Below are 12,983 nucleotides of genomic sequence, written 5' to 3'. Positions count from 1 at the left end.
GCGGTCACCTCCGGTACTCCTCGGGGACGGCCTGCGCGGCGATGGCCTCGAAGCGCCGGTCGAAGAGCGGGCCGACGTCGAACCCCTTCACGTAGCCGCCCTCCGCCAGCAGGTCGGCGGTCTCCTGCTCCCACGCGATCGCCTCGTCCCAACTCGGAGGGAACAGAGGCTTGTTGGCCAGCGCGGTGATCGACCGGGCCTGCGCGGGGGTCAGGTTCTGGGTCTTGACGTAGAACTCCTCGTTCCACTCGTCCGGGTGCTCGTACTGCCACACCGCGCCCTTGGCCCAGTACGGGATGTACGCGGCGACGGCGGCGGCCTTCGCCCGGTCGGCCAGCACGGAGGTCGGCGCCCACAGCAGGCTGAGCAGGTCCACCACGTCGGTGGGGATGGTGCGGGCCCCCTCGGACGCGTACTGCTCGAGGTAGGACGGCGCCTGGCTGATGCCGAGCGGGGCGATGTCGACCTGGCCCGACTGCAGGGCGGTGAGGAACTGGTTGCTGGTCAGCGGGACCAGCTCGGCGTCGTCGTACTCCAGCCCAGCCTCCTTCAGCGCGCGCAGCAGCACGACCCCTGGGCCTGGCCCTGGGAGAACGCCAGCCGCCTGCCCCGGAAGTCCTCGACCGCGCGGATGTCGCTGCCGGGGCTGGTGGCGAAGAGGTAGTTGGGCTTGCGGGTGATGTTGATCGCGACGATCTTCGCGTCGAACCCCTGGTAGTACGCCTGGATCGGCGGGATCCCGGCGTTGTTGGCGAGTTCCAGGGACTTCGCGCGGAAGGCGTTGATGACGTCCGGGCCGGCCCCGATGTTCACCCAGTCACTGACTTCGAAGGGCAGGTCGCCGAGGCCGGCGAGCTTCAGCTGCAGCTGCTGGACGTTCTGGTACGAGGAGATCTTCAGGCTCGTGCCGGCCGGGACCTTCCTGGCCGGCGGCTCCTTCAGGGACGCCTCGTCGGCCGCGGCGCTCGCCCCGGCGCAGCCGCTCAGCCCGGCGGCAGCGGCGGTGACGCCGAGCAGGGAGGAGAGGAAGAGGCGCCGGTCGACACCGGAACGCCGGCCGGTACCGGACACGGGAGGTGCGGGCATGGAGTTGCTCCCAGAGTTCATGGAAACGCACAGGGCGGAAAAGGAGGGGGAATTCCGGGCAGGGAAAGGCCGCGGAGGAAAACACGCAGAGGGAGGTGGACGCTTCGGGTGCTCGCGCGTCGACGTGTCAGCAACAGAGGGTGCGACAGCTCATGACCAGGATGTTCCTGTCCCCGGAGGAGGCCTGTCAACATTCCGATTTTTTGAATTAATTCAGCTCAGGTGAGGCGCCCAGCGGATCCCGGTAGAGGACGTCGAGAGCCACCGAACCGCCCGCCACGGCCAGCACGGAATCCGGGAAACTCGTCGGCGCGACCGTGGCCGCCCGTGCGTCACCGACCTCGGCGCGCAGCGCGGCGAGGCAGTCCGGCCGGTGGACGACGCCCAGCTCCGTGACGACGACGTTCTCCGGATTGAGCACGTCGGTCAGCAGCCCCACCGCGCGCCCCACCCTGCGGGCCCGTTCCACCAGCAGCCGCACGGCCACCGGGTGCCCGTCCGCCGCCGCGTCGAGCACCCGCACCGGATCCGTCCCGTCGGTGACGCCGGCCTCCCTCGCCCGCCGGCACAGGGTGCGTTCGCCCAACTCGGCCTGGAGGCAGCCGACACGGCCGCACTCGCAGGGCTCGGTGCCGCCCGCGAGCGGCAGATGGGCGATGGCCCCGGCCTGGGAGCGGGGGCCGTGGTGCACCTCGTCGTGCGTGGCGAACGCCGCGTCGACCAGGTTGCCGACGAACAGGTGCAGCGCGCTGCGGCCGCCGCCCGCGCGCCCGAACAGCCGCTCCGCGTTGGCCAACGCCCGCGCGTGCCCGTCCACGTGGACCGGCAGCCCGGTGTGCGCGCGCAGCACCGTGCGCACCGGCACCTCGCGCCAGCCGAGCGGCGCGTGCTCGACGACGGTCCCCGCCTCCCGGTCCACCCAGCCGCCGGCCGCGAAGCCCACGCCCAGCGGCCGGCTGTCCGCCGCCCGGTCCAGCAGCGCCGCCAGGCCGCCGGCGGCCCGCTCCAGCACCCGTGACGGTTCGGTCGCCTCGTGCCGCAGCCGCCGCTCGGCCAGCACCCGCCCGCGCAGGTCGAGCAACGCCACCGTGGTGTACGGCACCGCCACGTGCACGCCGCCCACCACCAGCCGCGTCCGGTCCACGTCCACCGGCACGTGCGGCCGCCCGACACCTCCCGAACGCAGGGGCGCCGCGGCCTCCCGGATGAGCCCGAGCCGGGCCAGGCGGGCGCAGTGGTCGGTCACCGAGGCCGGGGACAGCCCGGTCAGCCGGGCGATGGTGCTGCGTGCCACCGGCCCGTGCGCCAGCACGGACCGCAGCACCACACTGGCACTGGTCCGGCGCCGGTCGCTGTCGGCGACGCGCGGTACGGGAGGGACGAGCGGGGCTGCCGCGGTACGAAGCATGGGGAACTTCCTCGGGAACGGGTCCGGCACTGCGCCGTCGTACGGGAGGCGTACGGGGATCGAGGCGCGCCGGATCGTTCCGCCCGCCTCGTCAGCGGAGGCGACAGGCGGCAGCGCCCACGCGTCGCAGGTCGACGTGGCGACGCGAGGTGAGGTTCCGGGCCTGGGAGACCATGCGCTCGAAGCTAGCAAAACGGCCGCACGCTGCCCAGACGGCGACCGACGGGCGAGACGGTCCCCGTGAGGCCTGACGGCCCGTTTGGCGGGACCCCACAGACGCCCCTCCGGCACTTCTGTAGGCGAAACCACCTCACCTCAGTGACCGGTGTCACGCCGTACCGGTGGTCACCGCTTCCCTTTGTCCGGAGCCCACCAAGTCCGCGTTCGACCCTTTGTCGAGCGTTGACGGTGATCAGTTCGAGGGCGCCGGTATAGCGTCACCGTGTCCCCGACTGCCCTCACCCCGCGGAGTCCCCATGAGCACCGCTGCCGCCTCCTCCACCCGCACCGGCCTGGTCCTCGCCGACCTGCTTCCGGCCTCCCGCGTCCGCGACGCCGCGCTCGTGCTCGGCGGCGCCGCCCTCACCGGCCTCGCCGCCCAGATCGCCGTGCCCGTCCCCGGCTCGCCGGTGCCGGTGACCGGCCAGACCTTCGCCGCGCTGCTCGTCGGCACCGCCCTCGGCGCGGGCCGCGGCTTCGCCTCCCTCGCGGTGTACGCGCTGGCGGGCCTCGCCGGGGTGCCGTGGTTCGCGAACGGCTCCCACGGGATCGCCCCGTCCTTCGGCTACATCCTCGGCATGCTGCTGGCCGCCGCCGCCGTGGGCGCCCTGGCCCGCCGCGGTGCCGACCGCTCCGTCTGGCGGACGGCGGGCACCATGGTGCTCGGCTCGGCGGTCATCTACGCCGTCGGCGTGCCCTACCTGGCCCTGTCCACCGGCATGTCCGCCTCCGCCGCGATCGCGGCCGGCCTCACCCCCTTCCTCATCGGTGACGCCCTGAAGGCGGCCCTGGCCATGGGAGTGCTGCCGACCGCCTGGAAGTTCGTCGGCAAGCGGTGACCGACCTGGTCCTGTGAGAAGAGGCCCGCCGGACGCGCACAGCGCTCCGGCGGGCCTCTTCCGTGTGGCTCCGGGCCGTCCCCCCGCCCCGCCGCCCGGCACGGAGGAAGCCCCCCGGCTCCTGCGGCGACGCGTCGTCCCGGGGACGTGGATGCGCAGGAGGCCACGGACGCGGCCACGGAGCGACCACGGACGGCGGCCGCCCGGCCCTGGCCGGGCGCACCCGGTCACGGCCGAGGACGTGCGGGGAGGCCGGGAACGGCTTCCCGGTGCTCCGACGCGGACGGGGCCGGGGCCCGCGGCGCGTGCGCCTGCGGGCCCCGGCCCCGTCGTCGGGGGCGGCCTCAGCCGGCCGGGACCTCGTCCCGGTCCTCGGTGCGCGCGGCACCGCCCTCACCGCGCCCGGCCAGGCGCTGCTTCACGAAGGCGATGGCGAGCACGACCGCGGCGACCAGCAGCGACAGCAGCACCGTGGTCCGCCCGTTGTGCTCGGTGTCGGTCAGCATGTACCCGAGCACGAACACGATCAGCGCCGCGCTCGCCCAGGTCAGGTACGGGTACAGCCACATCCGCACGACCAGCTTCTCCGGCGCCTCGGCCTGGATGATCTTCCGCATGCGCAGCTGCGAGAAGCAGATCACCAGCCAGACGAACAGCGCGACCGCGCCGGAGGAGTTGACCAGGAAGAGGAAGACCGAGTCCGGGAACTTGTAGTTGAAGAAGACGGCGACGAAGCCGAACACGACCGACGCGATGATCGCGGTCCGCGGCACGCCCCGGTCGGTGGTCCGGGCGAACGCCTTCGGCGCGTCCCCGCGCTGACCGAGCGAGAAGGCCATGCGGGAGGCCGTGTAGAGCCCGGAGTTGAGGCAGGACAGCACGGACGTCAGCACGATGAAGTTCATGATCTGACCGGCGTGCGCGATGCCGAGGGAGTCCAGGGCGGCGACGTAGGAGCCGTCCTCGGTGATCGACTTGCTGTCCCACGGCAGCAGGCAGATCACGACGAAGATCGAGCCGAGGTAGAAGACGCCGATCCGCCAGATGATGCTGTTGGTCGCCTTGGTGACGGCCCGCTGCGGGTCCTCCGACTCGCCGGCGGCCAGGGTCGCGATCTCGCTGCCCATGAAGGAGAAGACGACGAGCAGGATGCCGGTGAGGATCGCGCCGGCGCCGTTGGGCAGGAAGCCGCCGTGCTCGGTGAGGTTGGCGAGACCCGCCTGGTCGCTGTCGACGCCGGGCAGCACGCCGAAGACGGCCAGCCCGCCGACGACGATGAACGCGGCGATGGCGACGACCTTGATCCCGGCGAACCAGAACTCGAACTCGCCGTAGGACCCGACGGACACGAGGTTGGTGGCGGTCAGCACCACCATCACGATGAGCGCCCAGCCCCACTGGGGAACGGCCGGTATCCACCCTTCGAGGATCGCGGCACCGGCGGTCGCCTCGACCGCCAGGACGACGACCCAGAAGAACCAGTACAGCCAGCCGATGGAGAACCCGGCCCAGGGACCGAGTGCGCGGTCGGCGTGCGCGGAGAAGGACCCGGACGTCGGGTTGGCCGCGGACATCTCACCGAGCATCCGCATCACCAGCACCACGAGCGTGCCGACGAGGGCGTAGGAGAGGAGGATGCCGGGCCCCGCGGTGGCGATGCCGGAGCTGGAACCGACGAACAGGCCGGCGCCGATGACACCGCCGATGGCGATCATCGACAGATGACGGTTCTTGAGTCCGGCCTGGAGTCCGGAAGAGGCCGGGGCTCCGGGGTCGCCGGGCTCTCCGGGGCCGCTTCCGGCCTTGATCAGGGGCGGCTGCGAAGTCATGGGGGTGGTCTTCCTTTGCGCCGGTTGAACAGGTCCCGTACGAGCGGTGTACGAGTCGGACCAGTGAAACGGAGGCAAAGGAATTCGGAAACCTTTGATTCCGGATTGTTACTTGAGGTTTCCTTGAGGTTCTGTGGTTTTGCTCACGCTTTTCGAGTGCGGCACCCGGCGCCGACGCCCGGCGGCGCACGTGTCACACTCGGACCATGCGCGTGTACCTCGGTTCCGACCATGCCGGCTACGAACTCAAGAACCACCTCGTCGAGTGGCTCAAGAGCGCGGGCCACGAGCCCGTCGACTGCGGGCCCCACGTCTACGACGCCCAGGACGACTACCCGCCCTTCTGCCTGCGCGCCGCGGAGCGGACCGCCGCCGACCCCGACGCCCTCGGCATCGTGATCGGCGGTTCCGGCAACGGCGAGCAGATCGCCGCGAACAAGGTCAAGGGCGTGCGGGCGGCCCTGGCGTGGAGCGAGGAGACGGCGGCCCTGGGCCGTCAGCACAACAACGCCAACGTGGTCGCGGTGGGTGCGCGCATGCACACGCAGGACGAGGCGACGAAGTTCGTGGAGACCTTCCTGGGCACCCCGTTCTCGGGTGACGAGCGTCACGTCCGCCGCATCGACATGCTCGTCGGCTACGAGACCACCGGCGACCTCCCCCCGATCCCGCCCCACCACCCCCAGCAGTAGGGACCGGGGCGAAGCGGACGGCGGGGGAGAGCGAGAGAGCGGAAGAGGGGGGCGCGTGCCCGAGGGCCACACCATCCACCGGCTGGCCGAGGACTACGCCGCGGCCTTCGCGGCCGGCGCCCCCCTCCGCGTCACCAGCCCCCAGGGCAAGTTCGCCGACGCCGCCGCCCTCCTGGACCGCACGCCCCTGCACACCACCGACGCCCACGGCAAGCACCTCTTCCTCGGCTTTCGCGACCCGGCTCCCGGGCACACCGAGTGGGTCCACATCCACCTCGGCCTCTTCGGCAAGGTCACCTTCGGCCCGGCCCCCGCGCCGCCGCCCACGGACACCGTCCGGCTCCGCCTCGCCGACGACACGTCGTACGTCGACCTGCGCGGTCCCACCACCTGCGCCCTGATCACGGACGCCGAGAAGCGGGCGATACACGACCGCCTGGGCCCCGACCCCCTGCGCCCGGACGCGGATCCGGCCCTCGCCCACCGCAGGATCAGCCGCAGCCGCACGACGATCGCCGCCCTCCTCATGGACCAGAAGGTCATCGCCGGAGTGGGGAACGTCTACCGCGCCGAGGTCCTCTTCCGGCACCGGATCGACCCGTACCGCGCGGGCCGGGACATCACCCCGGCCGAGTGGGACGCGATCTGGACCGACCTGGTCGAGCTCATGCGCGAGGGCGTCCGCAACAACCGCATCGACACCGTCCGCCCGGAACACACCCCCGAGGCGATGGGCCGCCCGCCGCGCGTCGACGACCACGGCGGCGAGGTGTACGTCTACCGCAGGGCCCACCTGGCCTGCCACGTCTGCGGCGGCGAGATCCGCACCGCCGGCCTCGCCGCCCGCAACCTCTTCTGGTGCCCCACCTGCCAGCGCGCCTGAGGCCGGGTCACCGCCCGGTTCTCAGAACCCGTGCGGCAACCACGGCGCCGCACCGTCGCTGCCGAACGCCAGGGACGCCTCCGCCAGCGCCCCCTGCCGCACCTCGCGCACCCGGCCGGCCGCGGCCAGCGCCCCCAGGCCCACCCCGCCGAGATACGCGGCGCCCAACTCCCGTACGGACACGGTGAGGTCCGCCGCGTCCCCGGTGCGCTCGCAGGACGCCCCCTTGGCGTCCCCGCTGAGCCGCCAGCGCCCCGCGTTCCACGGGCAGAACGCGTCCTCCACCTCGAACACCACGTCCACCGGCGCCTGGTACGTCCGCGCCCGCAGCGCCGCCCCGACGTCGACCAGCCGCACGTACAGCGCGTCCCGCAGGACCGGCCGGCACCGCCGGACGTCCGACACCATGTACTGCCAGCCCTCGTCGACCGGCCGCCCCCGCGCCACCAGCGTCGACGTCAGGTCGATGTCGAACAGGAACCGCCACAGCGCCGCGTGCGCCGCCGGATCCAGCGCCTCCAGGGCGCTCAGGACCACCGTGCCGTCCGGACCGGCCGGCCCCCAGTCCGGCTTCACGCGGAACCGCGCGTACCCGACCGTCTCGCCGTCCCGCTCGGCGACGACGCACTGCAGCGGCGACGCCCCGTCCCGGCCGCTCTCCGGGTCGAGCACCCCCAGCCGCTCCCAGCCGGGTCGCCGCGCGAGCATCCCCGGCCGCCGCGGCACCAGCCGGGCGTAGACCGCCTCACAGGCGTCGAGCACGTCGGCGGGCGCCGCGTACCGCAGCCGTACGCCGTCGGTGCCGGCCGGGACGGACAGCCCCACCCGGCTCGTGTCCATCTCGGCGTTCACCTGGAACGAGGCGGCCCCGTACCCGAACCGGCCGTAGATCGCCGGCTCGGACGCCGTGAGCACCGCCAGCGGCTCGCCCCAGGACCGCACGTCGTCCAGCTGCCGCCGCATCATCGACGTCAGCACCCCGCGCCGCCGGTGCGTGGCGGCCACGCTCACCATGGTGACGCCCGCGGCCGGCACGGACGCGCCCCCGGGCACGGTCAGCCGGAACGAGAACGCCCCCGCCGTCCCCACGCACGCGTCGCCGTCCCAGGCGCCCAGGAAACGGCCGAACTCGGTCAGCGCGTTCCACAGCTCCCGCTCCTCGGGCGCCTCCTGGACCCCGCCGAAGGCACGGAGCAGTGTGTCGTACGCCTCGTCCCACTCGTCCGGTTCCAGGGTCCGGAGCACGGCCCCGGAGTCCACCGAGCCGTCGGTCACGTCGTTCGCCCCACTCGCGCGCTCGTTCGCCATGGGCCATGCCTACCAGGGCGGAGCGGGACGGGCGAAGGAATTTCTCCCCGGCGGCCACACGGCGGCGTCCGGTGAAGTTCACTGGGAAGTCGATCCCCGGACGGGGGACAACCAGGACCTCCCGTGCCGAGCGGCCGGTCCGATGGATAGGGTCCCGAACTGATGGCAGCAGGACGACAGCGGCGCGCGGAGGCCGACACGTTCACGGCCCGGTGGAAGAAGCAGTGGCACCGGGCCCGCGTCGGCGTGCGCCGGGCCGCCGTCGACTACTTCCGCGGGGACGGCTCGGACTGGATCGCGCTCGCCGGACTGCTCCTGACCGTCCCGCTGATCGCGGCCGGGACGCTCGCCAACTCCGTGTGGTGCGCGCCGTCCGCGCTGGTCGTCCCGATCGTCGCGGGCGGCCTGCTGCTGCGCCCGGCGAGCCTGCTCGGCCTGTACGCGGCGGCGGCGACCGCGCTGATCGTGGAGTCGGTGCAGCTCGGTCCCTACACCGAGGGCGCGGCCCGGGTCACACCGGGCGTGGTCCTCACCGTCGCGGCCTGCGGGCTGTTCGGGCTGCTCGTCGCCCAGTTCCGCAGCCGGGTGGGCGTGCCCTGGCGGCGCGGCGGCACCATGCTGTTCGACCTGCGCGAACGCATCCGGGTGCAGAGCAAGCTGCCCAAGCTGCCGGACGGCTGGCACCGGGAGATGGCGCTGCGCCCGGCGGGCGGGCAGTCGTTCTCGGGCGACTTCGTGGTCGCGGCCCGGACGAACGGCGGGCGCACGCTGGAGGTCGTGCTGACGGACGTGTCCGGCAAGGGCATGGACGCCGGTTCGCGCGCCCTGCTGCTGTCGGGCGCCTTCGGCGGCCTCCTCGGCAGCCTGCCGCCGCACGGCTTCCTGCCGGCCGCCAACGGCTACCTGCTCCGCCAGGAGTGGGAGGAGGGCTTCGCCACCTCCATCCACCTGGTCCTCGACCTCGACTCCGGTGACTACGAGCTGTACTCCGCGGGCCATCCGCCGGGCCTCCAGCTCAGCGCGGGCACCGGCCGCTGGGAGGAGAAGGCCGCCGACGGCCCGCTGCTGGGCGTGTACGACGGCGCCCAGTTCGACCCGGTGAAGGGCACGCTGCGTCCCGGGGACGTGCTGATGCTGTTCACGGACGGTCTGGTGGAGACCTCCGACCGGGACATCGTCGAGGGCATCGACCGGCTCACCGGCGAGGCCGACCGCTACGTGGCCGGCGGCTTCCACGGAGCCGCCTGGCACCTCATCGAGGCGGTGGCCAAGGACGTCAACGACGACCGTGCCCTGCTGCTGATCTGCCGCGAGGGCCCCACGGCCGCCGCGTCCCGCTGACCCGCGCCCGGCGCCGCCTCCCGCCCCGCCCCTCCCCTTCCCCTCCCGGGCGGGGGACACTGGGCGCGTGACGACCCGGACACCGCACACCCCGATGACCCCGGCCGAGGTCGAGGCCGTCGCCCGCGCCGCGCACGCCGGCCAGACCGACAAGGCGGGCCGGCCGTACACCGAGCACCTGCGCGCCGTCGCCGAGGGCGTACGGCGGCGCGGCGGCGACGGGGAACAGATCGCGGCCGCCTGGCTGCACGACGCCGTCGAGGACGACCGGCTGTCGGAGCGGTGGCTCGAGGAGGCCGCGCTGACCCGGCGGACCAAGGACATCGTCCTCGCGGTCACCAGACGGTCCGGGGAGCCGCCCGAGGCGTACGCGGCCCGCATCCTCGCCACCCCCGGCGCGCTGCTGGTGAAGGAGGCGGACCTGGCCCACAACGCCGACCCGGCGCGCCTCGCCGTGCTGGACGGGGCGACCCGCACACGACTGACCGAGAAGTACGCGCGGATGCGCGCACTCCTCGGTCTCGTGGCGGGGGAGCGGCGGGGTGAGGGGACACCCCGCGAGCGGTAGAGGGGACCAGGAGGACCGGCGGGCACCGGAGCGAGTGCTAGACGGACACCTTCTCGCGGGTCTCCCGCTTCTCGCGCCGCTCGCGCTCGCGGGCCAGCTCGGCGGCGTCCCGCTTGAACGCCCACTCCATCCTCGGCTCCATCACGCACCGGAAGACCCGCTGCACCGGCTTGGTGCACAGCAGCGTCACCAGGACGGCCGCGAGGACGCTCACGGCGGTCCAGCCGAGCGGGCCGTGCAGCGGGGAGTGCTCGAACCAGCCCTGGTAGTCGCCGGCCTTCACCACGAAGCCGTGCAGCAGGTAGCCGTAGAGCGTGCCCGCGCCGAGCGCGGTGAACCACATGTGGCGGCGCGGCACCCAGGCGAAGAAGCAGGCGGTCAGCAGCAGCGAGCAGCCGAACAGGGCGAGCACCATGACCGGGCCGACCCACCACGGCGCGCCCAGCTCCTGCGCGGCGTCGCGGTGGTAGAACCACGCGGTGTTCATCCGCGGCACCGCCCACCAGCCGACGGCCAGCGCCACCGCGAACACCGGCACCGACGCGATCCGCACCGAGCGGCGGCGCACCAGGTGGAAGTGCTCGGGCCGCATGCACAGACCGAGCACGAAGTACGGCAGGAACTGCAGCACGCGCTGCAGGTCCAGGTCGTCACCGATCTCCGGGGTGACGCTGGCCAGCATGGCGATGCCGAGCGCCAGCGGCAGCGGGTGGCGCACCACGTTCCAGATCGGCGTGGTCAGCCGCCACACGAACAGCGCGACCAGGAACCAGGTGAGGTACCAGGGGTCGAGGAGGCTGATCTCCTGGTGCGGGTCGTCGTCGACGAACCGCTTGAAGAGGGGGTAGGCCGTCTCGAAGACGACGTAGGGGACGGCGACGCCGGTGATCAGCCGCCGCAGCCGGTCGGGACGCATGTCGAAACTGCGCGAGAAGAAGCCGGAGATGATGATGAAGGCCGGCATGTGGAACGCGTAGACGACCGTGTACGCGGCCTCGAGCATCCGGCTGTCGCCCTTGAGGGGCTCCCAGGCGTGGCCGACGGCCACCAGCACGATCGCCAGGTACTTGGCGTTGTCGAAGAACGCGTCGCGCTGCTTGCCGGAGGGGGCCGGCCGGTCGTTCCGCTGTGTCTTCGTGCGCGGACCGGGCACTCCGGACGCGGGCGTCCGTGCCGGTGGGAGCGGCGTTCTGCGGTTGCCGTACGGTCGCAGCGAGTTCGTCACTGGCCCTCCCGGCAGGAACTCGGGGAGAGGATCGGTGAGCTCGCTGCGCTTGCGGGGGACGAGGCAGCGTGGAACATCTGAGGCACCCTAGCGTTCTCCGTGGCTATTCGTAAAACGCCCGACGTCTTTCCTGGTTATTCACCTCGGATGCCCCGGAATCGGGAAAGCGGGCGACGCCGTCGACGTGACGGCCAACACACCGCTCCGGCAAGGGAACCGCCCGCCGCACGGGCCCCGCTTGTCATGATTGTTCCTGACTAAATCCCGCATAAGACCAGCAGGCGACTCCGGCGTGATGCCCTGATTGACCCCTCTTGTCCACCGTGCCCGCGCGCCCGTCGGGACGCCTGCGGCGGCAATTCGAATTAGTGGCGAACGCGTTGTGTGGAGATGGAAACGATCTAGTCGAATTCCCTGTGCGGGTGGGCCGTCGAATTGCCGTGCGACGCCGCGCCGTTGGTCCGCGGGGGCGGGTGCGGGCGGGGATCGCGGCCACCGCCGGCCGGACGTTGCGTCAGCCGCCGCATAGGGGAGCCCGGTTGGTGGCACGATGGTTCTGGCGGGGTGCGCGGGGTCGCGTCGCCCAGGCCGGGGAAGCGGAACCGACCGAGGGTGTGATCAGTTGTGGCCATTTCACTGTCCGTGGTGCTGCTGTTGGCGATCATCCTGGTGGTGCTGCTGAGAGGCGGGTCCATCAAGCCCGGGCCGGCGATCGTCGCCATCCTCTTCGGCTTCTTCCTCGCCTCGACCGGCATGGCCGACGACATCCAGCGGTTCCTGAACTCGATAGCCGAGACGATCAACTCCATCCAGTTCTAGCCCGCCCCGCCCCGCCGCCGAGGTCGTCCGCGGCCGGTGTGCCGCCGACGACGACTTCCGCCTCCCCGCGGCGCCCGCTCCGTCCGCGCGGTGGACACCCGTGACCTCCGGGCGACGGCCCCGGCAGCGGTCCGAGGGGGGCTCCGGGGCGGCGTTCCCGCCCCGGGCGCGGGCGGGCCGGGCGCCGCGGTGACCCGTCCTCGCGGGAAAGGCGCCGGCGCGGTCGCGGGCGGCACCCCGGACGAGGGCCCGCACAGCGATCAGGGCCGGGCGGAGGGAAAATCCTCCGCCCGGCCCTGATCCGTCCGGAGCGGGCGACGGGAATCGAACCCGCGTAGCCAGTTTGGAAGACTGGGGCTCTACCATTGAGCTACGCCCGCACAGCACGCGCCGCAGGTCGGGGGACCCCGGCACTGACAGGCATCGTAGCGGGTAGTGCCCCCTCGCCGCACACCCCGTTCCCGCCGCACCGCCGGAGCCGCACCGCGCCCGGGAAATGCGGGGTGAGGACCGCCCGGCGGCATGTACCCTACGTCTCGCACCAGACGGGGTGTGGCGCAGCTTGGTAGCGCGTCCGCTTTGGGAGCGGAAGGCCGTGGGTTCAAATCCCGCCACCCCGACCAGTCACCCGATCACCCCCGGTGATCGCCTTTGGGCGCCGTAGTCGCTGCCGTTACTATCAAACTGCACGCCCGTGTCTCTCAGCGTCTGATGAAGTCCTCCGGGCGGCGCACCAGCCGGACCGTTCTGGTCCCGGCGGAAACCG

General features: G+C 72.6%; 10 protein-coding genes, 2 tRNA genes and 1 pseudogene. 7 read left to right on the top strand and 6 right to left on the bottom strand.

The window, feature by feature from the left end; genetic code table 11:
* Window positions 1-4 precede the first annotated feature (4 nt).
* Together GL259_RS14260 and GL259_RS14255 are read right to left on the bottom strand one after the other, a co-directional pair.
* Window positions 5-1,086, bottom strand: a pseudogene (locus tag GL259_RS14260) (ABC transporter substrate-binding protein).
* Between the two features lie 208 nt (window positions 1,087-1,294).
* Window positions 1,295-2,494 (bottom strand): ROK family transcriptional regulator, encoded by a 1,200-nt coding sequence (locus tag GL259_RS14255; RefSeq protein ID WP_159532740.1) that lies wholly within the window; start codon window positions 2,492-2,494, stop codon window positions 1,295-1,297.
* A gap of 476 nt (window positions 2,495-2,970) precedes the next feature.
* On the opposite strand from GL259_RS14255, the gene GL259_RS14250 reads away from it, so the two are divergent.
* Window positions 2,971-3,552: a biotin transporter BioY gene (locus tag GL259_RS14250; RefSeq protein ID WP_159532738.1), complete on the top strand. Its 582-nt coding sequence runs from the start codon at window positions 2,971-2,973 to the stop codon at window positions 3,550-3,552.
* Between the two features lie 344 nt (window positions 3,553-3,896).
* Here the strand turns inward: GL259_RS14250 and GL259_RS14245 are convergent, their stop codons facing one another.
* The gene (locus GL259_RS14245; RefSeq protein ID WP_159532736.1) at window positions 3,897-5,381 is read right to left on the bottom strand and encodes an amino acid permease; all 1,485 of its coding nucleotides are present in this window, start codon (window positions 5,379-5,381) and stop codon (window positions 3,897-3,899) included.
* Between the two features lie 206 nt (window positions 5,382-5,587).
* Between GL259_RS14245 and GL259_RS14240 the strand changes: the two genes are divergently transcribed.
* Both GL259_RS14240 and GL259_RS14235 read left to right on the top strand, forming a co-directional pair.
* Window positions 5,588-6,073 (top strand): ribose-5-phosphate isomerase, encoded by a 486-nt coding sequence (locus GL259_RS14240; RefSeq protein WP_159532734.1) that lies wholly within the window; start codon window positions 5,588-5,590, stop codon window positions 6,071-6,073.
* Window positions 6,074-6,128: 55 nt separating this feature from the next.
* Window positions 6,129-6,956, top strand: coding sequence for a DNA-formamidopyrimidine glycosylase family protein (locus tag GL259_RS14235; protein WP_159532732.1), 828 nt, complete (start codon window positions 6,129-6,131; stop codon window positions 6,954-6,956).
* Between the two features lie 21 nt (window positions 6,957-6,977).
* Here the strand turns inward: GL259_RS14235 and GL259_RS14230 are convergent, their stop codons facing one another.
* Window positions 6,978-8,264, bottom strand: a complete 1,287-nt coding sequence (locus GL259_RS14230) for a GNAT family N-acetyltransferase (protein ID WP_159532730.1) — start codon at window positions 8,262-8,264, stop codon at window positions 6,978-6,980.
* A gap of 162 nt (window positions 8,265-8,426) precedes the next feature.
* Here GL259_RS14230 and GL259_RS14225 point away from each other — a divergent pair, with 162 nt between their 5' ends.
* Both GL259_RS14225 and GL259_RS14220 read left to right on the top strand, forming a co-directional pair.
* Window positions 8,427-9,605, top strand: coding sequence for a PP2C family protein-serine/threonine phosphatase (locus GL259_RS14225; RefSeq protein WP_159532728.1), 1,179 nt, complete (start codon window positions 8,427-8,429; stop codon window positions 9,603-9,605).
* Between the two features lie 94 nt (window positions 9,606-9,699).
* Window positions 9,700-10,173: an HD domain-containing protein gene (locus GL259_RS14220; RefSeq protein ID WP_159538633.1), complete on the top strand. Its 474-nt coding sequence runs from the start codon at window positions 9,700-9,702 to the stop codon at window positions 10,171-10,173.
* 37 nt (window positions 10,174-10,210) lie between these two features.
* Here GL259_RS14220 and GL259_RS14215 read toward each other — a convergent pair whose 3' ends face one another.
* Window positions 10,211-11,398, bottom strand: coding sequence for an acyltransferase family protein (locus GL259_RS14215; protein ID WP_159532725.1), 1,188 nt, complete (start codon window positions 11,396-11,398; stop codon window positions 10,211-10,213).
* A 624-nt stretch (window positions 11,399-12,022) separates the two neighbouring features.
* Between GL259_RS14215 and GL259_RS14210 the strand changes: the two genes are divergently transcribed.
* Complete coding sequence (locus GL259_RS14210) at window positions 12,023-12,217, top strand: hypothetical protein (protein WP_159532723.1); 195 nt, start codon at window positions 12,023-12,025, stop codon at window positions 12,215-12,217.
* Window positions 12,218-12,526: 309 nt separating this feature from the next.
* Here the strand turns inward: GL259_RS14210 and GL259_RS14205 are convergent.
* Window positions 12,527-12,597 (bottom strand) — tRNA-Gly (locus tag GL259_RS14205).
* Between the two features lie 166 nt (window positions 12,598-12,763).
* Between GL259_RS14205 and GL259_RS14200 the strand changes: the two genes are divergently transcribed.
* Window positions 12,764-12,840, top strand: a tRNA-Pro gene (locus tag GL259_RS14200).
* The last annotated feature ends 143 nt before the right edge of the window (window positions 12,841-12,983 follow it).

This window comes from Streptomyces sp. Tu 3180, from assembly GCF_009852415.1.
In the GTDB taxonomy this organism is placed as follows: domain Bacteria; phylum Actinomycetota; class Actinomycetes; order Streptomycetales; family Streptomycetaceae; genus Streptomyces.
Note: the sequence above shows the minus strand (reverse complement) of the source record. Positions and strands in the feature narration are given on the sequence as shown.

Coding starts and splice junctions, on each gene's coding strand:
- GL259_RS14250 (WP_159532738.1), top strand. CDS start 2,971: ATGAGCACCGCTGCCGCCTCCTCCACCCGCACCGGCCTGGTCCTCGCC.
- GL259_RS14245 (WP_159532736.1), bottom strand. CDS start 5,381: ATGACTTCGCAGCCGCCCCTGATCAAGGCCGGAAGCGGCCCCGGAGAG.
- GL259_RS14255 (WP_159532740.1), bottom strand. CDS start 2,494: ATGCTTCGTACCGCGGCAGCCCCGCTCGTCCCTCCCGTACCGCGCGTC.
- GL259_RS14220 (WP_159538633.1), top strand. CDS start 9,700: ATGACCCCGGCCGAGGTCGAGGCCGTCGCCCGCGCCGCGCACGCCGGC.
- GL259_RS14240 (WP_159532734.1), top strand. CDS start 5,588: ATGCGCGTGTACCTCGGTTCCGACCATGCCGGCTACGAACTCAAGAAC.
- GL259_RS14230 (WP_159532730.1), bottom strand. CDS start 8,264: ATGGCGAACGAGCGCGCGAGTGGGGCGAACGACGTGACCGACGGCTCG.
- GL259_RS14225 (WP_159532728.1), top strand. CDS start 8,427: ATGGCAGCAGGACGACAGCGGCGCGCGGAGGCCGACACGTTCACGGCC.